Raw genomic sequence first — 20,164 nt, 5'->3', positions numbered from 1 at the left:
CCTGATTCTACGCGCCACCACCGACAATCGACAGTGTGTTCGACCGGCCTGTGGAGAGGTCGGTGGGGGCGACTCAGACCAGCAGGGCGATGACCAGCACCGGCGGGAGCGAGATGAGGGAGGCCATGCTGGTCACGGTCGTCATCGTCTTGAGGGCGCCCTGGGTGGTCAGGCCGAGCAGCGACTTGAACATCCAGAAGAAGTTCGAGTTGACGGTCAGGGCGAACATCGAGCCGGAGGCGATCGCCAGGCCGACGGCGATCGGGGCCACGTCGATCGAGCCGAGCACCGGGGCGATGATGCCGGCGGCGGTGATGGCGGCGACCGAGACCGAGCCGATCGCCAGGTGCAGCACGGCGGCGATCACCCAGGCGAGCAGGATGCTGGTCACCACGGCAGCGCCCTCGCTGGCCGAGAACAGCCCGGCCAGCGTGGCGTCGAGGCCGGTGGCCTCGATGACCGCCCCGAGCGAGCCGCCGATGCCGGTGATGAGCAGGATCTCGCCGGTGGTGTGGAACCCCGTCTTGATGGCCTGCTCGGTGCGGTCGTTGCCGCTGGCCGCACGGGCGAGGACGTAGGCGCCCAGCAGTCCGACGAACAGCGCGACGTTGGCGTCACCGATGAAGGCGACGAAGGAGTTCGAGAAGCCGCCCAGGTCGGCGAAGGCGCCGAACGCGATCATCACCAGCGGGACGAGGATCGGGAGCAGGGAGACGGCCAGGGGCACGTCGACGTCGCTGAGGCTGTCGTCCTCGTCGGGTCCGGTGCCGGCCGTGCCGACCGCGGGCCCGCCCTCGCCGAGCGGGTCGTCCTCGGCCTCGTCGGTCTCCGGACGCCACCAGCCGGCCCGCAGCATCAGCCCGAACAGGAACGTGGTGACCAGCGCGGTGACCGGCCCGAGCACGACGCCGTAGAGCATCCAGGTGCCCAGCGGGACGTCGAGCAGGCCCGCGATCGACACGGCGGCGAGGCCGGGGACGACGAACACGTAGCCGGCGAAGATGCCGGTGCCGACCGCACCCGCGAGGTGTGCGAGGCCGCGTGGGCCGATGTGCGGCGCCGAGGAGCGCGCGATCGGGGCGGCCAGCACGACCTGGACGTCGACGTAGATGGACGGGAAGACCGTCGAGAGCGCGGCCGTGAGGGCGTAGGGGAGCCGTTTGGCCCCGAGCACCCTGAGCAGCGCGGCGACGAGCTTGCGGAAGGTGCCGAGCGAGTGGAGCAGGGCCCCGATCAGCACGCCGAAGCCGATGAGCAGGCCCACCTCGGCCATGATCGAGCCGAAGCCGCCGGTGATCGCCGCGATCGTGTCGGCGAAGCCCACCCCGGCGGCCAGCCCGAGGTAGAGCGAGGCGATCACGAGCGAGATCACCGGGTCGACCTTGACCCAGATGATCAGCCCGACCACCAGCACGATGGCGATGACGGTGTGCACGACCTCCATGGCGGCGGCTCCCTCGTTCGACTGCGCCCACCCTAGGGGTGACCGGCGTCACGCTCGCCGACCCGGTCCTCGCCGGGGGAACAACCCCGCCGTGGACCCGGTTGTGCCCTGTGTCAGACTTGAGCCATCCAGACTCAACTTGTCTGATCCAGATCCCAGTAGTCATCGCTGCAGACCCGCAGCGACACCCAGCACGGAGGAGATCCACCATGGCACGAGCAGTCGGTATCGACCTCGGCACGACCAACAGCGTCGTCGCGGTCCTCGAGGGTGGCGAGCCCACCGTCATCGCCAACGCCGAGGGTGCTCGCACCACCCCGTCCGTCGTCGCGTTCGCGAAGTCCGGCGAGGTCCTCGTCGGCGAGGTCGCCAAGCGCCAGGCCGTCACGAACGTCGACCGCACCATCCGCTCCGTCAAGCGCCACATGGGCACCGACTGGAGCCAGAAGATCGACGACAAGGACTTCACCGCCCAGCAGATCAGCGCCTTCGTGCTGCAGAAGCTGAAGCGCGACGCCGAGGCCTACCTCGGTGAGACCGTCACCGACGCCGTCATCACCGTGCCGGCCTACTTCTCCGACGCCCAGCGCCAGGCGACCAAGGAGGCCGGCGAGATCGCGGGCCTGACCGTCTCGCGCATCGTCAACGAGCCGACCGCCGCCGCGCTGGCCTACGGCCTCGACAAGGGCGACGACCAGACCATCCTCGTCTTCGACCTCGGTGGCGGCACGTTCGACGTGTCCCTCCTCGAGATCGGCGAGGGCGTCGTCGAGGTCAAGGCGACCTCCGGTGACAACCACCTCGGTGGCGACGACTGGGACAACCGCGTCGTCGAGTGGATGGTCAAGAAGTTCAAGGCCAACAACGGCGTCGACCTCGCCGCCGACAAGATCGCCAAGCAGCGCCTCCAGGAGGCGGCGGAGAAGGCGAAGATCGAGCTGTCGTCGTCCAGCGAGACCACGATCCACCTGCCCTACATCACCCACGGCGAGTCCGGCCCGCTGCACTTCGAGGAGAAGCTGACCCGCAGCGAGTTCCAGAAGCTCACCGCCGACCTGCTCGACCGCACCAAGGAGCCGTTCAAGAACGTGCTCAAGGACGGCGGCGTCGCGGTCGACAAGATCGACCACGTCGTCCTCGTCGGCGGCTCCACCCGGATGCCCGCGGTCAGCGAGGTCGTCAAGGAGCTGCTCGGCGGCAAGGAGCCCAACAAGGGCGTCAACCCCGACGAGGTCGTCGCCGTCGGCGCGGCCCTGCAGGCCGGCGTCCTCAAGGGCGAGGTCAAGGACGTCCTGCTCCTCGACGTCACCCCCCTGTCGCTCGGCATCGAGACCAAGGGCGGCGCGATGACCAACCTCATCGAGCGCAACACCACGATCCCGACCAAGCGCTCGGAGATCTTCACCACCGCCGACGACAACCAGCCGTCGGTCGAGATCAAGGTCGCCCAGGGCGAGCGTCCGTTCTGGCGCGACAACCAGCCGCTCGGCAACTTCGAGCTCACCGGCCTCCCGCCGGCCCCCCGCGGCGTGCCGAAGATCGAGGTCACCTTCGACATCGACGCCAACGGCATCGTCCACGTCACCGCCAAGGACCAGGGCTCCGGCAAGGAGCAGTCGATGACGATCTCCGGCGGCTCCGCGCTGTCGAAGGACGACATCGACCGGATGGTCAAGGAGGCCGAGCAGTACGCCGAGGACGACGCCAAGCGTCGCGAGGCCGTCGAGACCCGCAACCAGGCCGACCAGCTCGTCTACACGACCGAGAAGTTCCTGGCCGACAACGGCGACAAGATCCCCGACGAGGTCAAGACCGAGGTCCAGGCCGACGTCGACGCGCTCAAGGCGACCCTCGAGAACGACGAGGCCTCGGCCGAGGAGATCTCGAGCGGCGTCACCAAGCTCAACGAGTCGAGCCAGAAGATGGGGGCGGCGATGTACGCCGCCGCCGAGGCCGACCAGGCCGCGGCCGGTGGCAGCACCGGGGCGACCGGTGAGTCCGACGAGGACATCGTCGACGCCGACGTGGTCGACGCCGAGGTCGTCGACGACGACAAGCCCGAGGGCGACGACAAGTGACCGATCCCCGCGACGAGGTCCCGGGCGACCCGCAGCCGGCTGGTGACGGCGGCGACCACGTCGCCGAGGACCTGCCCGACACCAGCGGGGCCGACCGGGTCGAGGACGGCGGGCCGCTCGAGTCCCAGGACGTGGCCGACGTGACCGAGGCCGGGGACGCCACGGCGTCCCCGGCCGAGGCCGAGGCCGACGAGCTGACGCTCGCCCGGATCGCCCTGGAGGAGCGCACCCTCGACCTGCAGCGGCTCCAGGCCGAGTACCTCAACTACAAGCGGCGCGTCGAGCGCGACCGCGAGAAGGTGGTGCAGAACGCGACCTACGCCGCGCTCGCGCCCATCACCGAGGTGCTCGACAACATCGACCGGGCGCGCGAGTCGGCCCAGTCGCACGGGCAGGAGCTCGACGGCGGCTTCAAGGCCGTCGCCGACCAGCTCGAGCGCACCGTCGCCGCGGCCGGGCTGCTGAAGTTCGGCGAGCCCGGCGACGCCTTCGACCCGACGTTCCACGAGGCGCTCGCCCACCAGGGCGAGGATCCCGAGGTGTCGGTGACGACGGTCAAGGTCGTCGCCAAGGCCGGCTACCGCATCGGTGAGCGCGTCGTCCGCGCCGCGCAGGTGCTGGTCGTCGACCCGGCCGGCGGCTGAGCAGCACCATCGACGTGCACCACGTCGGGTCGGCGCAGCGTTTCGCCGACCCGGCGTCCGTGGAGGAGAGGAGGGTGATCGACCATGGCTGACCAGGAGTTCAAGCCCGAGTGGGCGCAGAAGGACTTCTACGCCGTGCTCGGCGTGAGCAAGGACGCGCCCGCGGCCGACCTCAAGAAGGCCTACAAGAAGCTGGCGCGGGAGAACCACCCCGACACCCACCCCGGTGACGACGAGCGGCTCGAGAAGTTCAAGGCGGTCGCCGAGGCCTACGACGTCGTGGGTGACCCCGACAAGCGCGCCAAGTACGACGAGATGCGCCGGCTCTACGGCTCCGGCGGCTTCCGCGGCGGCGGGGGAGGCGGCGGGTTCAACCTCGACGACCTCCTCGGCGACCGCGCCCGCGGTGGCGGCGGCTTCGGCGACATGTTCGGCGACCTCTTCGGCGGCGGGGGCGGTGGCCAGCGGCGCACCGGTCCCGGCGGCCAGGTCCGGCGTCCGGTCAAGGGCTCCGACGTCGAGACCAGCGCGACCATCTCGTTCACCGACGCCATCGACGGCGTCACCATCTCGCTGCGGCTGACCTCCGACTCGGCGTGCCCCCAGTGCTCCGGAACCGGCGGCAAGCCCGGCACCAAGCCGCGGATCTGCCCCGAGTGCGAGGGTGCCGGCTACGTGGTGGCCGGCGTCGGCGGCGCGTTCTCGATCAACGAGACCTGCCCCGGCTGCGGGGGGCGCCAGCTGGTCTACGACGAGAAGTGCCCGACCTGCCACGGCAGCGGTCGCGGCTCCTCGGCGCGCACCATCCAGGCCCGGATCCCCGCGGGGGTCAAGGACGGCGCCCGGATCCGGCTGCGCGGCAAGGGCGCCGCCGGGGAGAACGGCGGCCCGGCCGGTGACCTGTTCGTCGCGGTCAAGGTCAGCCCGCACCGGGTGTTCGGCCGCACGGCCGACAACCTCACCCTCGAGGTGCCGGTGTCCTTCGACGAGGCCGCGCTCGGCGCCGAGATCAAGATCCCGACGCTGGGCGGCGCCCCCGTCACCCTCCGGATCCCCGCGGGCACGCCGAACGGGCGCACCTTCCGGGTCCGCGGCCGCGGTGCGACCAAGGCCGACGGCACCCGCGGCGACCTGCTCGCCACGGTCGCGGTGCAGGTGCCCGCCGTGCTCGACGAGGCCGCCCGCGCCGCCGTCGAGGCCTACCGCGAGGCGACCGCCGGCAAGCCGCTGCGCGCCGGCCTGTTCGAGGCGTCGCAGTCATGAGCGCCGCGTCATGAGCGGGACGGGCTTCGGTGGCCCGCCCGGGCCCGACGCGCCCGTCTACGTGATCAGCGTCGCCGCCCAGCTCACGGGTCTGCACCCGCAGACCCTGCGCACCTACGAGCGGCTCGGCCTCATCACGCCGGGCCGCACGGGCGGAGGCGGGCGCCGCTACTCCCACCGTGACCTCGAGCTGCTCCGCTCGATCGCCGACCTCACGTCGTCCGGCATCGGCATCGAGGGCGTGCGCCGGATCCTCGAGCTCGAGCACCAGGTCGCCGCGCTGCGGGCCCGCAACGACGAGCTCCACGGCGAGCTCGTCGCCACCCGCGAGGCCCTGCGCCTGGCCGCCACCGCCCGGGTCGTCGACACCCCGGTCAGCCGGCTGCCCGTCCTGCGCGACCCCGGCGGCAGCCAGGCCGTCGTCGTCTGGCGCCGCGGACGCTGACCGACCGGCCGGTCGCGGCCGGCTGCGGAATCGGGCCGGACGGCGTCCGCTGGCTACAGTGAGCGTCGTTTCGCCACCTCACCTGCAAGCCACCGCAAGGACGTCCATGTCTCTCGAAGAGCTCCGGATCGCGGCGATCATCCCGTGCCACAACGAGGAGCTCACCGTCGCGACCGTCGTCGGCGACCTCCGCAAGGCGCTTCCCGCCGCGGAGATCTACGTCTACGACAACAACTCGACCGACCGCACCTCCGAGGTGGCGGCCGAGGCCGGCGCGATCGTCCGCTACGAGAAGCGCAAGGGCAAGGGCAACGTCGTGCGCCGCGCGTTCGCCGACATCGAGGCCGACGTCTACCTGATGATCGACGGCGACGACACCTACGACGCCTCGGCCGCGCCCCGGCTGATCGAGACGCTGGTCTCGGGGCCGCTCGACCACGTCGTCGGCGTCCGCGTCGACACCAACGAGGACGGCAGCTACCGCCCGGGCCACGCCATGGGCAACAAGGTCTTCAACAGCCTCACGAGCAAGCTCTTCGGTGAGCCGGTCACCGACATGCTCTCGGGCTACCGGGCCTTCTCGCGGCGCTACATCAAGTCGTTCCCCGCGAACTCGCAGGAGTTCGAGATCGAGACCGAGCTGACCATCCACGCCGCCAACCTGCGGGTCCCGCAGGCGGAGGTGCCGATCGGGTTCAAGGACCGCCCCGAGGGGTCGGAGTCCAAGCTCCGCACCTTCCGCGACGGCTTCAAGATCCTCGGCCTGCTCGCCCACCTGATGCTGCACGAGCGGCCGCTGCTGGTGTGCGGGCTCTTCGGCCTGCTCAGCGCGCTGGTCAGCCTGGTGCTCGGCGTGCCGGTCATCGCCGACTACCTCGACACCGGCCAGGTGGAGCGGTTCCCGACGGCGTTCCTGTCGTCGTCGCTGATGGTGCTGGCCTTCCTCGCGGTCGGCATCGGCATGGTGATGAACGCCGTCATGCGCGCCACCCGGGAGACCCGGCGGCTGTTCTACCTCCAGCTCTCCGCGTGAGCCGGCCCGGCACCCCGGCCCCCGCCCCCAGCACGAGCAGCAGCGCGCGGCGCTACCTCGTCGTCGGGCTCTTCAACACCGCCCTCGACCTGGCGCTCTTCACGCTGCTCGCCGTCGCGGTCGGGTTCGCGCCGGTGGCCGCGAACGTCGTCTCGACCGTCGTGGTGATGACGATCAGCTTCTTCCTCAACCGGGCGTGGGTCTTCCGCTCCGAGAGCTCTGGGCTGAGGGCCTACGCCGCCTTCGTCGCGGTCACCCTCTTCAGCGGCCTCGTCGTCCAGTCGTTGGTCATCTTCGGCCTCCTGCACCTCGCGGACGCCGTCCTCCCCGGCCTCTCGCACGACCTCGCCGCCCCGGCCGCCAAGCTCGGCGCGATCTCGGTGGGGATGGTCAGCAACTTCCTCGGCTACCGGTGGGTGTTCGGCGCCGCCGGCACCCCGGACCGACCGCCGCCTGAGCTTGCGCCGGACCCACAGCCGGAGGTCGAGCCCGAGGCCCAGCCGGAGGTCGAGCAGGGCGAGCGCTAGCGAGCCCGTTGACGAGACCGCTGGGGCCGATCTCGGTGGCTTGGGCGTGGTGGTTGCCGGGTTTCGTCGGCGCTCGCTGGCGCTCGCTTGCTCAACCTCCGGTGGTCGCGCCGGAGGTCGAGCAGGGCGAGCTCTGGCGAGCCCGTCGACGAGACCGCTCTAGAGGTTTCGTCGGCGCTCGCTGGCGCTCGCTTGCTCAACCTCCGGGGGTCGAGGTGGACGTCGTGCCGGAGGTCGAGCAGGGCGAGCTCTGGCGAGCCCGTCGACGAGACCGGCTAGGAGGTTTCGTCGGCGCTCGCTGGCGCTCGCTGGCGCTCGCTTGCTCAACCTCCGAGGGTCGAGGTGGACGTCGTGCCGGAGGTCGAGCAGGGCGAGCTCTGGCGAGCCCGTCGACGAGACCGCTCTAGAGGTTTCGTCGGCGCTCGCTGGCGCTCGCTTGCTCAACCTCCGGGGGTCGAGGTGGACGTCGTGCCGGAGGTCGAGCAGGGCGAGCTCTGGCGAGCCCGTCGACGAGACCGGCTAGGAGGTTTCGTCGGCGCTCACTGGCGCTCGCTGGCGCTCGCTTGCTCAACCTCCGAGGGTCGAGGTGGACGTCGTGCCGGAGGTCGAGCAGGGCGAGCTCTGGCGAGCCCGTCGACGAGACCGCTCAGGAGGTTTCGTCGGCGCTCGCCGGCGCTCGCCTGCTCAACCGCCGGTGTGTGGCGGGTGCGGTTTCGTCGGAGCGGTCGCTGGTGGCGAGGAGGAGCACCACGACGCCGAGGGCGTAGGTGAAGGCGAGGACGTAGCGTCCGCCCGCGCTGAGGGGGGAGACGCCGGCGATGCCGAGCTGGAGGGCGAAGGGCAGGGCCCACAGCCACGCGTAGCGGCGGCGGACGGCGATCGCGGCCGCGAGCAGGAGCACCAGCGCGACGGTGCGGACGCCGTGCGACAGCGTCGGCCGGCACGGGAAGGAGGAGTAGCAGCTGCGGGCGACGTCGCGGGTGGTGCCGCGCAGCGTCGCGTTCAGCTCGACCGGGGCGACCTGGTGGCCGTCGACGGTGCGCTCGTAGCCCGGCGACCACGGCGGGTACCAGTCGGTGCCCTCGTCGAAGGGGTCGAGGTAGCGGTAGGACTTGAGGAACAGCCCGTCGACGAAGGTCGCCGGGTACTCCCTCGCCAGCCGGACGACGACCGGGTTCAGCACGTCCCAGTCCTCGGGCTGCACCGTCTCGTAGCGGAAGCTGCCCGACTTGCGCTCGAGCGGGCCGGTCGACTTCAGGGGGTCCGAGCTCGAGGGGTCGAAGACGGCCACCATCTCGTCGAGGTCGAAGATCCGCGACAGGTCGGCGCGCTCCCGCTCGGTCAGGGCGTCGGGGTGCTCGCGCAGCGTGAGGGCGAGCAGCTGCATCTGGGTGCCCTTGGTCTCGACCGGATCCGACGGCACCGCCGCACCGCCGGCGGTGACGAGCGCGATGCTGGCGTAGACCAGGACCGCCGGGACGCCGACCGCCACCAGCCCCGCGACCCGGTGCCGGGTGACCAGCAGGGCCAGCGCCTGCGCGACCAGGACGATCCACCCGAACTGGACGCTCACGGCCATCACCAGCGAGACCGCGACGGTCTCCGCGTACCACCGGCGTCCGACGGGCTCGGGTGAGTGGACCAGCCGGGCCAGCAGCGCCAGCCACCACACGAACGCCGCGCAGAAGAGCTGGTTCTTGTGCTCGGCCATGCTCCAGAGCGCGATCAGCGGGCTCAGCAGGGTGAGGGCGAGCGCGAGGCCGCGGTGCCACCAGCTCGGCACGTGGCGGCCGAGGAGGGTGAGCGCGCGACCGAAGGCCACCAGCGTGAAGAGCGCCGAGGCCGCCGAGATCAGCACGATCGCCGGGACCAGGCTGCCGAAGAGCTGGATGCTCACCCAGCAGATCGAGCCGTAGCCGAGCATCAGGAACAGCGGGTGGTGGTTCGACCACATGCTGTCGGAGCCGGGGGGCATCGCGTCCATCAGGTAGGTCGACGTCGGGTAGTCGACGTACGGCGCGGTGAGGTCCGCGGGCGCCAGGGGCGGCGCGCCGGCGAAGTCGGAGCGGCGCTGGAGGAACTCGGTGAACATGTTGGCGGCGTCCGGGCTCGGCTGGCCCGGGAACGACGTCAGGTAGAACGGCAGCCACACGATCGCCAGCACCGCCGCGACGCGGTACCAGCGGGCGAACACGTGGTCGACCAGGGCCGCCACGCGCACCCAGCGGCCGGTCGGGGTCGGGGCGGTGACGCCGTCGCGCCACGCGGCCGTGCGGGCGCAGAGCCAGCGGAACGCGAGGACGTACGGCACGGCGACCACGACGAGGATCGCCAGCACGGCCAGCGGGTGGTCGCCGACCTCGCGCGAGACCAGGCTGTAGGGCGCGTCGTCGGGGCGCAGGAGGCGCTCGACGAAGCCGGCGGTCGTGGCCAGGACGACGAGCCCGACCGCCACCACGGCGACCGTCCACCCGAGGGCGGTCGACAGGACGGGTGGGAGCCGCCTCACCCCGCCACCGACCATGCGGCGGAGTGTATCGGCGCGCATTCCCTAGGATGGCTGCGCCATGAGCCTGATCCCGACCCGACCGAGAGCCCGGGTCGCCGCGGCGGCGGTGGTCGTCGCGCTGGTGGTCGTGCTGGTCAGCCCGCTCCTCGGCCGCGCCGACGTGAACGGCAGCTACCGACCGGTGCTGCCGCCCGACGGCCTCACCACCGGCTGCTACCCGCTGCCCGGCGGCGTCGTCCCCGACTTCGCCTACGTGCTGCGTCGCGACGGCGACACCCTCGCCGCCGACGGGCTGCGCCGGCGCACGGTCCTCCAGGTCGACCGGATCGGCGCCGACGAGGCGCGGGCCCGGCTCGAGGCGCAGTTCGAGGAGGCCGGGGTGAGCGGCGTCCGGGTCCGGGCGCGCGACTTCGACGGCGTCCCGGACGACGCCGTCGTCCGCGGCGAGATGGTGCTCGACCTGCCCGTCGTCGTGCGGCAGTCCGACGACCCCGACTGCTTCGACGTGAACTCGACCAAGCGCTTCACCCCCGACCTCGCGGACCGCTCGTGAGCACGCTCACCGGGTCGGAGGCCGGGCCGGACGGCGTCCGCGAGCGCCTGCGGGCGCGGTGGGACGGTCTCGGCCGGCCCGCGCGGATCCTCGTCTGGCTCTTCGTGGGCACCCTGGTGATGCGGCTGGTGACCTACGTCGGCATCGCGGGCGGCCCGCTGGTCGGGGACGAGGCGTTCTACCTCGACTCCGGCCGGGCCCTGTCGAACCTGCTGCGCGACCTGGTCTCCCTCGACGGCCCGAACACCGCCGAGCTCGAGCGGCACGTCGTCGGCAGCGGCTGGTTCATGCCGGGCATGTCGGTGGTGCTGACGCCGCTGTACCTGCTGGTGCCGGCCGCGCCGCTGGCCCTGGTGCGGGCCTACCTGGCGCTCTTCTCGGCGCTGCTGCTGCTCCTCACCGCGCTCAAGGTGCGCCGCACCCTGGGCAACGGTCCGGCCGGGGCGATGCTGGTCTTCCCCGGCCTGGTGCCGACCTACTCGGTCTTCGGCGCGGCCGCCTGGGGCGACACGTCGGCCGGGCTGCTCGTCGTCCTGATGCTCTGCCAGGCCATCGACATGCTGCGCGCCGCCCGCGACCACGGCCGGATCTCGTGGCGCGACGGGGTGAAGCTCGGGCTCTTCGCGATCGTCGCGGTGTACTTCCGCTCCAGCGTCAGCCTGCTGGTCGTCGGGATGCTCGGGATCACCTTCGTGACCTCGCTGGTGCTCGCGCGCCGCTCCGACCGGGGCCGCGTGGTGACGACCTACGTCGCCGCCGGCCTGGTCTTCCTGGCCATCCTGGCGCCGTGGAGCCTGGCGGCGTCGACCTCCCTCGACGGCCGGGTGCTCACCACCGTGTCGGTGCCGACCGTGCGCGCCAACGCCTTCGGCGACCGCGACACGATCTGCTTCGGGGAGTGCGACCCGGGCAGCAGCATCTGGTTCTCGCCGCTGCGCTACTCCCGCGAGCAGGGCCGGGCCGCCGGCGTCAGCGAGACCGTGGTCGCCGACGAGATGTCGGCCTACGCCCGGCGCCACGTGACCGCCGAGTCCTACGCCCGCGACGTCGGCATCAACTCCGGGCGCTACTTCGGCCAGCCCGCGCGGTTCGCGACGCTGCTGCGCTGGGACGGCGCGCCGTACGACGTCGTGCCGCTCGCCGAGGTCCTCACGCTCGGCACCTTCTACCCGGCCTGCCTGGTCATGCTGGTGCTGCTCGGCGCCGCGACCCGCCGCACCTTCGACAGCCAGCTCACCCTGGTGCTGCTCAAGGTCGGGATCATCGGTCTGATGGCGCAGCCCTTCGTGCACATCGGCGGCCCGCGCTACTGGACGACGATGGCCCCGATGCTCGGCATCGGCGCCGCCCTGCTGTGGACGATGCGCCGCGAGCGCCGCGCCGACCTCCCGCAACGGCGCGGCGGCGTCGCCACCTGGCTCTTCGTCGCCCAGATCGCCCTCGGCGCGTTCGCCCTCGCCGTCGTCGCCACGATGGGCGTCCTCGCGATCTGAGCGGCCCACGGTTGTCTGCGTCACGGTGTCGCACCCGGCGTGGTGGGGTGAACTACCCTGCGCAGACCGGGTGGCGATGGGTCCGCCCGCGGCGAGGGGGTCGTGCGTGGACTGGGTGCACGACTGGGCGCGCCACGTGCACTGGGCGGCGTTCCTCAGCATCCCGCTGTTCACCGGCGTGGTCGGCTGGCTGATCAACTGGTCGGGCCTGCTGATGCTCTTCGCGCCCCTGCGCTTCCGCGGGGTGCGGGTGCCCGGGATGAGGGAGCTCGCGACGCTCCTGCCGCGCAAGGTCCAGGAGGTCCCCGGGCTGCTCCAGGGCGGGATCGGCTGGCAGGGCATCGTGCCGGCGCGCGCCGCGAAGATGGGCAGCATCGCCGTCGACAAGGCGATCGCGAAGCTCGGGACGCCGGCGGAGTTCTACCGCCAGCTCGAGCCCGACCGGATCGCCGAGCACATCGTGACCGTCTTCGGTCCCGAGATCCCCGGGCTGGTCGACCAGGTGATGCGCACCGAGCACCCGCGCCTGTGGCGCGACCTGCCGCAGCCGTTCAAGGACGCCGTCTACCAGCGCGTCCGGGCGCAGCTGCCCAGCGTCGTCGGCCGGGTGACCGACGAGATCGGCATCCACATCGACCAGCTGCTCGACCCGAAGATCATGGTGATCGACCACTTCCAGGAGAACCCCGACCTGGTCGTGCGGATCTTCCGCGACTTCGGCCAGAAGGAGCTGGACATGATGGTCCGGTTCGGCTTCGTGTTCGGGTTCCTGCTCGGCATCCCGGTCGCCCTGGTCGACAGCATCGCCCACCAGGCGTGGCTGCTCCCCGTGCTCGGCGTCGTCGTGGGCTGGATCACCAACGCCCTGGGCATGTGGCTGATCTTCGAGCCCGCCGAGCCGCGCCGGATCCTCGGGGTCAGGGCGCACGGGCTCTTCCTGCGCCGCCAGGCCGAGGCGGCCGGCGTCTACGCCCAGATCATCGCCGACGACGTCATCACCCTCGAGCGGATCGGGGACTTCCTGCTCGACGGGCCGCGCGGCGACCGGACGCGACAGATGCTCGTCACCGCGCTGCGTCCGGCGATCGACCAGGCCGCCGGGCCGGCCCGCGGCGCGCTGCGCGTGGCGATCGGCGGCACCCGGTTCGACACGATCCGCGAGGCGGTCGCCCGGGAGGCGGTCGACCGCACGCTGACGCCGTTCAAGGACCCCGAGTTCAGCGCCCGCCAGGCCGGACGGATCCGCGACCTGGTCGAACGACGGACCCGGGAGCTGCCGCCGCGCGACTTCGTGGACATGATGCGCTCGGCCATCAGGGAGGATGAGTGGATGCTGTACGCCCACGGAGCGATCATGGGAGCCGCCGGCGGCTTCCTGCACCTCGCGATCTTCGGCGTCCAGGGGGCTCGATGAGCACCGAGTCCTCCGGCCGCCCGGACCCCCGCGACCTGCTGCCCGCCGCCGAGGCCCTGCCCGGGCTGGCGCGGGTGGCGGCGTCCGCGGCCTGGCACACGACCGGCTGGTCGCTGCGCACCTCCGCGGCCGCCTGGCGCCGCGTCGGGCGCGCGGTCACCGACCAGGACGAGGCCGCGGCGCTCGCCGAGGACGCCGGCCAGGCGATCGCCGTCGTCGGCGAGCTGGCCCGCTCGGTGTCCTCCGGCACGCCGGTCGGCAAGGCGCTCGTCGTCGCCGGCGCGACGCTCGGCGGGCTGGTCGGCGAGCACGGTTCGTCCGCGGGCCGCGAGCCGGAGGTCGTCGACGGCACGGTCGTGTCGTCGAGCGCGACGGCGCACGAGCCGACGCTGCGCGAGCTCGGCCAGGACCTGCTGATGCGCTCGCGCGACGTCTGGAGCACCGACCAGGGCCACCCGGCGTTCGCCCGGATCCTGACCGAGCTCGCGCCCGACGAGGGCCGGATCCTGGTGCTGCTGCTCAACAGCGGCCCGCAGCCCAGCGTCGACGTCCGCACCGGTGGGCCGATGGGCATGGTGTCCTCGCACCTCGTCGCGCCCGGGCTGAGCATGATCGGCGCCCGCGCGGGCCTGCGCTACGTGGAGCAGGTGCCGTCCTACCTCAACAACCTGTTCCGGCTCGGCCTGGTCTGGTTCTCGCGTGAGCCGCTGCGCGACCCTCTGGAGTACCAGGTCGTCGAGGCCCAGCCCGACGTGCTGGCGGCGGTGCACTCGGTGAAGTTCGCCAAGGTCGTGCGGCGCAGCATCCACCTCACGCCGTTCGGCGAGGACTTCTGCCGCACCTGCCTGGTCGAGGAGGACGCCGCCGACGCCCCGTTCCCCGAGCACGGCACCCCCGGCGAGGGCGACGCCGTCGAGCCGCGCTGATCCCGCGGGGCGGGCGCGCGCCGGGGCACCGACCCCGCGCAATCTCGCGGGTGGCGTATCCAGGGACGCACCCGCGGGTCTAGGTTCGCTCCCACCTCGGGCGCACGCCAGGGGTGGCGGGAGGGTGACATGACAGACCTGACGACCGGCCGGCCGTCCTTCGGCGACCAGCTGCGGCGGCGCAAGCCGATCGCGGCGCCCCGGGGGCCGCACGACGGGCCGGAGCTGAAGCGGAGCTTCGGCACGTTCCAGCTGATGCTGTTCGGTGTCGGCGCGACCGTCGGCACCGGCATCTTCTTCGTGCTCCAGGAGGCCGTGCCCGACGCCGGGCCGGCGGTCATCGTGGCGTTCCTCGTCGCCGGCCTCGCCGCCGGGCTGTCGGCGATCTGCTACGCCGAGGTCGCCAGCGCGATCCCGGTCAGCGGCTCGACCTACTCCTACGCCTACCACTCGATGGGCGAGCTCGTGGCGATGGTCGTGGCCGCCTGCGTGCTCCTCGAGTACGGCGTCAGCTCCGCCGCGGTCGCGGTCGGCTGGAGCGGCTACTTCAACGAGCTGCTGCAGAGCCTGTTCGGGTTCCACCTGCCCGACGCGCTGTCGTACTCACCGGTGCCCTACGAGGACAACGTGACCGGGCTGGTCAACCTGCCGGCCGTCGTCCTGGTGATCCTGTGCATGTTCCTGCTGCTGCGCGGCGCGAGCGAGTCGGCGCGGGTCAACACGATCATGGTGCTGATCAAGCTCGGGGTGCTGCTGCTCTTCGTGGTGATCGGCCTGACGGCGTTCGAGTCCGACCACTTCGCCGGCTTCTGGGACGCCGGCGCGGCCGGCATCAGCGCGGCGGCCGGCACGATCTTCTTCTCCTTCATCGGGCTCGACGCGGTGTCGACGGCGGGGGAGGAGGTCCGGGACCCGCAGCGGGCCCTGCCCCGGGCGATCATGGGCGCGCTCGTGGTCGTGGTCGCGATCTACGTCCTGGTCGCCCTCGCCGGGGTCGGCGCCCAGCCGACCGAGCAGTTCAGCGACCCCGAGCAGCAGGACGCCGGCCTGTCGGTGATCCTGTCCAACATCACCGGCTCGAGCGTCCCGGGCACGGTCCTGGCCGCCGGCGCGGTCATCTCGATCTTCTCCGTCACCCTCGTCACGCTCTACGGCCAGACCCGCATCCTCTTCGCCATGGGCCGCGACGGGATGCTGCCGAAGAAGTTCGCCTCGGTGAACCCGGTCTCGCTCACCCCGACGTTCAACACCGTCGTGGTCTCGGTCGTGGTGGCCCTGATCGCCGGCTTCGTGCCGTCGGACTACCTGTGGGACACCGTCTCCATCGGCACCCTGATCGCGTTCATCGTCGTCGCCACCGCGGTGCTGGTGCTGCGCCGCACGCAGCCCGACCTCGAGCGGCCGTTCCGGGTGCCGGGCTACCCGGTCACCCCGATCCTGACGATCGCGGCGTGCGTCTACATCCTGTCCGGCCTCGCCGCGATCACGTGGGTCATCTTCACGGTCTGGCTGGCGGTCGTGCTGGCCTTCTACCTGCTGTGGGGCCGCAACAACGCCGCGCTGAACCGCGGCGTGGTCGCCGACACGACGCAGCCCGGGGCGCCGGGCGGAGGCCACTGATGACGCTCGTGGTCGGGTACGCCGCCGCCAAGGGTGACGCCGCCCCGCTCCACCTCGGCGCGACGCTGGCCCGCTCGGCCGGCCAGGACCTGCGGGTCGTCGTCGTGGTCCCGGCGCCGTGGCCGACGCCGGTCGCCCGCGGCTCCGACCGCGAGTTCGAGACCTGGGCGCGCGACCAGGGCGAGCGGGCGGTGGTGGCGACCACCGAGCTGCTCGCGGAGATCTGCCCCGACGTGCCGGCCTCGGTCGCCGCCCTCCCGGGCAGGTCGGAGGCGGCCACGCTGATCGAGGAGGCGACGCGGCTCGGCGCCGAGATGATCGTCGTCGGCTCCGGCAGCGACGGCGCGTGGGGCACCGTCGTGGTGAGCTCGACGGCCGACCGGCTGCTGCACTCCTCGCCCGTCCCGGTCGCCGTGGCGACGCGTGGCTTCCGCGCCGCGCCCGACGCGACGGTCGCCCGCGCCACGTGCGCGTTCCGCGGCGACGACGTCTCGGCGCAGGTGCTGGCCCGGACGGCGACCATCTGCCACCAGGTCGGCGCGGCGCTGCGCGTCGTCACCTTCGGCGTCCGCGGCAAGACGATGTACCCGCCCGAGGTGCACGGCGAGGACGAGATCCTCGCGTCCTACGTGGAGCACACCGCCGCCCTCCAGACGGCCGCCGTCGCGGCGCTGGGCGACGTCGCCGACGTGCCCGCCGACGTCGAGACCGCCGTGGCCACCGGTCGCAGCTGGGCCGAGGCTCTCGAGGACGTGCCGTGGGAGCGCAGCGACGTCCTGGTCGTCGGCTCGTCGGCCGCGAGCCTCATGCAGCGGCTCTTCCTCGGCTCGACGGCCACCAAGATCATCCGGGCCTCCCCGGTGCCGGTGGTCGTCGTCCCCTGACCTCCGGCGTCAGGTGCCCGAGGGCACCGTCGCGGTGATCACGGTGCCGTCGGAGCGGCGGGTGCCGGCGGGGTTCGGCGGCACCCCCTCCAGGCGCGGGCCGCGGCCGTCGAGGACGACGCTCGTGGGCGCACCGGGAGCGACGCTCACCGTCTCGCCCTTGACGCCGAAGGAGAGCTCGCCCCCGTCGGGCCCGGCCTGCTCGACCTCGAGGTGCAGGGCGTCGGGCTCGACGCGCACCCGCACCCGGGTGCCGCGCAGGGTGATCCGGTAGGTGAGGGAGTCCCAGCCGTCGGGGAGCCGCGGGTCGAGGCACCAGCGCCCGCCACCGAGGTCGCGGAAGCCGCCGAAGCCGGAGGCCAGGGCGCTCCAGACGCCGCCGGTCGAGGCCACGTGGACGCCGTCGGAGGTGTTGCCGTGGCGGTCGGCGAGGTCGACGAACAGGGCCGCGTGGAAGTAGCGCAGCGCCAGCTCGTGGTAGCCGACCTCGGCGGCGATGATCGACTGCACGACCGCCGAGAGCGTCGAGTCACCGGTGGTGATCGGGTCGTAGTAGTCGAAGTCCGCCTTCTTCTGCTCCAGCGAGAAGTGCTCGCCCTGCAGGAAGAGCGCGAGGACGACGTCGGCCTGCTTGAGCACCTGGAACCGGTAGATCACCAGGGGGTGGTAGTTGAGCAGCAGCGGCCGCTTGTCCTGGGGCGTGTGGTCGAGGTCCCACATCTCCCGCTCGAGGAAGTGCAGGTCCTGCGGGTGGATGCCGAGGTGCTCGTCGAAGGGGATGTTCATCGCCTCCGCGGCGCGCTCCCACTGCTCGATCTCGCCGTCGCGCAGGCCGACGCGGGCGGCCATCTCGCGGAAGTTCTCGGGCCGCTTGGCCTGGATGAACCGCACCGCCTCGGCGGCGCGGGCGAGGTTGAAGCGCGCCATCACGTTCGTGTACAGGTTGTCGTTGACGACGGTCGTGTACTCGTCGGGGCCGGTGACCCCGTGGATGTGGAACGCCCCGCCGTCCTCGTCGCGCCAGAAGCCGAGGTCGGCCCAGAGCCGGGCGGTCTCGACGAGGATGTCGACGGCCTGCCGGTCGAGGAACTCGTAGTCGCCGGTGGCGCTGACGTACTGGCTGAGGGCGTAGGCGATGTCGGCGTCGATGTGGTACTGCGCGGTGCCGGCGGCGTAGTAGGCCGAGGCCTCCTCGCCGTTGATCGTGCGCCACGCGAACAGCGCGCCCTTCTGCGCGAGCTGGCGGGCCCGGTGCCGCGCGGAGTCGAGCAGCGAGTGGCGGAAGCGCAGCGCGTTCCGGGCCGCCCACGGGTTGGTGTAGGTGAGGAACGGCATCACGTAGATCTCGGTGTCCCAGAAGTAGTGCCCGCCGTAGCCCGACCCGGTCACCCCCTTCGCCGGGATGCCGGAGCCGTCGGCGCGCGCCGAGGCTTGCGCCAGCGAGTAGAGGTTCCAGCGCGTGGCCTGCTGCAGGGCGGGCTGGCCGGCGATCTCGACGTCGGAGCGCTCCCAGAACTCGTCGAGCCAGGCGCGCTGGTCGTGCGCCTCCTTCTCCAGGCCCTCCTCGCGGACCCGGTCGAGGGTGCGCAGGCAGCGGTCGAGCAGCTCGCCGGTCGGCACGACCCGCGCGGAGTGGTAGCCGACGGTCTTGGTGAGCCGGATCGGGACGCCCTGCTCGGCGGTGACGTGGAAGATCGCCTTCATCATGTCGTCGTTGCGCTCGTAGGACGTGGTGCTCGGGCTGGCCGTCTCGAGCTCGTGGTCGACCGCGATGGCGATCGTCATCCCGCTCTCGGCGGTCTTGTAGCGCAGCGCGAGCCGGCCGTCGGGCAGCACGCCGTGGTCGTTCTCGGGCACCAGGACGCGGCTGGCGAAGTGGCTGGCCTTGCGAGGGTCGAACTCGGCCGCGGCCTTGGCCATCTCGACCGAGGCGCCGCGGTCGGCGTCCTGGCGGTTCAGCAGCTGCGAGCTGATCGTGACCGGGGCGCCGTCGTCGAGGAGGGTGACCTCGAAGGTCATCACCGCCAGGTGGCGCTGGGTGAAGGAGACCATCCGGGTGCTGTCGATCTGCACCCGGCGCCCGCTCGGCGTCCGCCAGACGACGTGCCGGGAGAGAATGCCGGTGCGGAAGTCGAGGGCGCGCTCGTACTCGACGAGGTCGGCGGTCGACAGCTCGAGGGGCTCGTCGTCGACGTAGAGCCGGATCACCTTGGCGTCGGGGGCGTTGACGATCGTCTGGCCGACCTTGGCGAACCCGAAGGCCTCCTCGGCGTGCTGGATCGGCCAGGTCTCGTGGAAGCCGTTGATGAAGGTGCCGTTGGCGGCGAAGTCGCGGCTCTCCTCGTAGTTGCCGCGCAGGCCGAGGTAGCCGTTGCCGACGCTGAACACCGACTCGGTGGTGCCGAGGTCGCTGGAGTCGAACCGGCTCTCCACCAGGCGCCACTCGTCGATCGGGAAGCGGGTGCGGTCGAGCGGGTCGACGGCGGGCGGGGCCTTGTGGCTGGCGCCGTGCCGCTCGGTCAGGTTCGGGTCGACGGTGCTCACCGCTGCTCCTCCCCGGGGGTCGCAGCGGCCGTGGTGAGCTCGTCGAGGTCGTCGACGACGACGTCGGCGCCGGCCCGGGTGAGCGCGTCGTGCCCGACGCCGCGGTCGACCCCGACGACGAGCCCGAAGGTGCCGGCGGCACCGGCCGCGACGCCGCTGGTGGCGTCCTCGACGACGACGGCGCTCTCGTCGGGCACGCCCAGCTCGCGCGCCGCCTCCTGGTAGGTGTCGGGCGCCGGCTTGCCCCGGAGTCCCCGCTCGGCGGCGACGCCGCCGTGCACGACGACGGTGAAGTAGTCGGTGACGCCGGCGGCGGCCAGCACGTCGGGGGCGTTCTTCGACGACGACACGATGGCCAGCGCGGTGCCGCGCTCGCGCAGCTCCTCGAGCAGGCGCAGCGAGCCCGGGTAGGCCGCGACGCCCTCGTCGCGCAGCACCTGGCCGAAGGCGTCGTTCTTGCGGTTGCCGAGCCCGCACACGGTCTCGGCGCCGGCCGCCTGGTCGGCGGGGTCCTCGGGGGTGCCGTCGGGCAGCACGATGTCGCGCGAGGCGAGGAAGTCGCGGACGCCGTCGTAGCGCGGCTTGCCGTCGACGTGCTCGAAGTAGTCGGCGTCGGTGTAGGGCTCCTCGACCCCGCGCCCGCGCAGGAAGTCGTTGAACATCTGCGCCCAGGCGCGCATGTGGACCTCGGCGGTCGGCGTGATGACGCCGTCGAGGTCGAACAGGACGGCGCGGTACGAGGACCAGTCGACGATCATGCGCCTGAGGGTAGTCGGGCGGTGCGTCC

Annotated in this window: 16 protein-coding genes; 12 read left to right on the top strand and 4 right to left on the bottom strand. The window is 72.2% G+C overall.

The window, feature by feature from the left end:
* Nucleotides 1-73 precede the first annotated feature (73 nt).
* Complete coding sequence (locus FE634_RS18975) at nt 74-1,444, bottom strand: GntP family permease (RefSeq protein WP_137293989.1); 1,371 nt, start codon at nt 1,442-1,444, stop codon at nt 74-76.
* A gap of 209 nt (nt 1,445-1,653) precedes the next feature.
* Between FE634_RS18975 and dnaK the strand changes: the two genes are divergently transcribed.
* The 6 genes from dnaK to FE634_RS18945 all read left to right on the top strand — a co-directional run bounded on the left by dnaK (nt 1,654) and on the right by FE634_RS18945 (nt 7,434).
* The gene (dnaK, locus tag FE634_RS18970; RefSeq protein WP_138876770.1) at nt 1,654-3,522 is read left to right on the top strand and encodes a molecular chaperone DnaK; all 1,869 of its coding nucleotides are present in this window, start codon (nt 1,654-1,656) and stop codon (nt 3,520-3,522) included.
* Entirely contained in the window at nt 3,519-4,166 is a 648-nt protein-coding gene (grpE, locus tag FE634_RS18965) for a nucleotide exchange factor GrpE (RefSeq protein WP_262347492.1), read from the top strand. The genes dnaK and grpE overlap by 4 nt, the downstream gene beginning before the upstream one ends.
* Before the next feature lie 84 nt (nt 4,167-4,250).
* Entirely contained in the window at nt 4,251-5,429 is a 1,179-nt protein-coding gene (dnaJ, locus tag FE634_RS18960; protein ID WP_138876769.1) for a molecular chaperone DnaJ, read from the top strand.
* 10 nt (nt 5,430-5,439) lie between these two features.
* On the top strand, nt 5,440-5,874 hold the full coding sequence (locus FE634_RS18955; protein WP_137293986.1) for a heat shock protein transcriptional repressor HspR: 435 nt from the start codon (nt 5,440-5,442) through the stop codon (nt 5,872-5,874).
* 106 nt (nt 5,875-5,980) lie between these two features.
* A complete protein-coding gene (locus FE634_RS18950; protein WP_137293985.1) occupies nt 5,981-6,907 on the top strand; it encodes a glycosyltransferase in 927 nt (308 codons plus the stop codon).
* Complete coding sequence (locus FE634_RS18945; protein WP_137293984.1) at nt 6,904-7,434, top strand: GtrA family protein; 531 nt, start codon at nt 6,904-6,906, stop codon at nt 7,432-7,434. The genes FE634_RS18950 and FE634_RS18945 overlap by 4 nt, the downstream gene beginning before the upstream one ends.
* 646 nt (nt 7,435-8,080) lie before the next feature.
* On the opposite strand, the gene FE634_RS18940 is transcribed toward FE634_RS18945, so the two are convergent.
* Entirely contained in the window at nt 8,081-9,958 is a 1,878-nt protein-coding gene (locus FE634_RS18940; protein WP_148240878.1) for a DUF6020 family protein, read from the bottom strand.
* A gap of 43 nt (nt 9,959-10,001) precedes the next feature.
* On the opposite strand from FE634_RS18940, the gene FE634_RS18935 reads away from it, so the two are divergent.
* The 6 genes from FE634_RS18935 to FE634_RS18910 all read left to right on the top strand — a co-directional run bounded on the left by FE634_RS18935 (nt 10,002) and on the right by FE634_RS18910 (nt 16,833).
* Complete coding sequence (locus FE634_RS18935; protein ID WP_137293982.1) at nt 10,002-10,496, top strand: hypothetical protein; 495 nt, start codon at nt 10,002-10,004, stop codon at nt 10,494-10,496.
* Complete coding sequence (locus tag FE634_RS18930; protein WP_138876767.1) at nt 10,493-11,989, top strand: hypothetical protein; 1,497 nt, start codon at nt 10,493-10,495, stop codon at nt 11,987-11,989. Before FE634_RS18935 ends, FE634_RS18930 begins: the two co-directional genes overlap by 4 nt.
* A gap of 106 nt (nt 11,990-12,095) precedes the next feature.
* Nucleotides 12,096-13,403 carry a DUF445 domain-containing protein gene (locus FE634_RS18925; protein WP_262347491.1) on the top strand — a complete coding sequence of 436 codons (1,308 nt, stop codon included), beginning with the start codon at nt 12,096-12,098 and terminating at the stop codon, nt 13,401-13,403.
* Complete coding sequence (locus FE634_RS18920) at nt 13,400-14,329, top strand: Abi-alpha family protein (RefSeq protein ID WP_138876765.1); 930 nt, start codon at nt 13,400-13,402, stop codon at nt 14,327-14,329. The genes FE634_RS18925 and FE634_RS18920 overlap by 4 nt, the downstream gene beginning before the upstream one ends.
* Before the next feature lie 129 nt (nt 14,330-14,458).
* The gene (locus FE634_RS18915; protein WP_148240877.1) at nt 14,459-15,949 is read left to right on the top strand and encodes an amino acid permease; all 1,491 of its coding nucleotides are present in this window, start codon (nt 14,459-14,461) and stop codon (nt 15,947-15,949) included.
* Nucleotides 15,949-16,833: a universal stress protein gene (locus FE634_RS18910; protein ID WP_137293977.1), complete on the top strand. Its 885-nt coding sequence runs from the start codon at nt 15,949-15,951 to the stop codon at nt 16,831-16,833. The genes FE634_RS18915 and FE634_RS18910 overlap by 1 nt, the downstream gene beginning before the upstream one ends.
* 9 nt (nt 16,834-16,842) lie before the next feature.
* Here the strand turns inward: FE634_RS18910 and FE634_RS18905 are convergent, their stop codons facing one another.
* Together FE634_RS18905 and FE634_RS18900 are read right to left on the bottom strand one after the other, a co-directional pair.
* Nucleotides 16,843-19,377 carry a glycoside hydrolase family 65 protein gene (locus tag FE634_RS18905; RefSeq protein ID WP_458351847.1) on the bottom strand — a complete coding sequence of 845 codons (2,535 nt, stop codon included), beginning with the start codon at nt 19,375-19,377 and terminating at the stop codon, nt 16,843-16,845.
* On the bottom strand, nt 19,374-20,135 hold the full coding sequence (locus tag FE634_RS18900) for an HAD family hydrolase (protein ID WP_138876764.1): 762 nt from the start codon (nt 20,133-20,135) through the stop codon (nt 19,374-19,376). The genes FE634_RS18905 and FE634_RS18900 overlap by 4 nt, the downstream gene beginning before the upstream one ends.
* Nucleotides 20,136-20,164: the final 29 nt, after the last annotated feature.

Origin of the sequence: Nocardioides sp. S-1144, assembly GCF_005954645.2 — a bacterium.
GTDB classification, from domain to species: domain Bacteria; phylum Actinomycetota; class Actinomycetes; order Propionibacteriales; family Nocardioidaceae; genus Nocardioides; species Nocardioides dongxiaopingii.
Note: the sequence above shows the minus strand (reverse complement) of the source record. Positions and strands in the feature narration are given on the sequence as shown.

Bases quoted from the DNA above. Each gene is read 5' to 3' on its own strand.
- FE634_RS18975 (WP_137293989.1), bottom strand. From the start codon at position 1,444: ATGGAGGTCGTGCACACCGTCATCGCCATCGTGCTGGTGGTCGGGCTG.
- FE634_RS18955 (WP_137293986.1), top strand. From the start codon at position 5,440: ATGAGCGGGACGGGCTTCGGTGGCCCGCCCGGGCCCGACGCGCCCGTC.
- FE634_RS18940 (WP_148240878.1), bottom strand. From the start codon at position 9,958: ATGGTCGGTGGCGGGGTGAGGCGGCTCCCACCCGTCCTGTCGACCGCC.
- FE634_RS18915 (WP_148240877.1), top strand. From the start codon at position 14,459: ATGACAGACCTGACGACCGGCCGGCCGTCCTTCGGCGACCAGCTGCGG.
- FE634_RS18910 (WP_137293977.1), top strand. From the start codon at position 15,949: ATGACGCTCGTGGTCGGGTACGCCGCCGCCAAGGGTGACGCCGCCCCG.
- FE634_RS18920 (WP_138876765.1), top strand. From the start codon at position 13,400: ATGAGCACCGAGTCCTCCGGCCGCCCGGACCCCCGCGACCTGCTGCCC.
- dnaJ (WP_138876769.1), top strand. From the start codon at position 4,251: ATGGCTGACCAGGAGTTCAAGCCCGAGTGGGCGCAGAAGGACTTCTAC.
- FE634_RS18900 (WP_138876764.1), bottom strand. From the start codon at position 20,135: ATGATCGTCGACTGGTCCTCGTACCGCGCCGTCCTGTTCGACCTCGAC.
- FE634_RS18935 (WP_137293982.1), top strand. From the start codon at position 10,002: ATGAGCCTGATCCCGACCCGACCGAGAGCCCGGGTCGCCGCGGCGGCG.
- dnaK (WP_138876770.1), top strand. From the start codon at position 1,654: ATGGCACGAGCAGTCGGTATCGACCTCGGCACGACCAACAGCGTCGTC.
- FE634_RS18950 (WP_137293985.1), top strand. From the start codon at position 5,981: ATGTCTCTCGAAGAGCTCCGGATCGCGGCGATCATCCCGTGCCACAAC.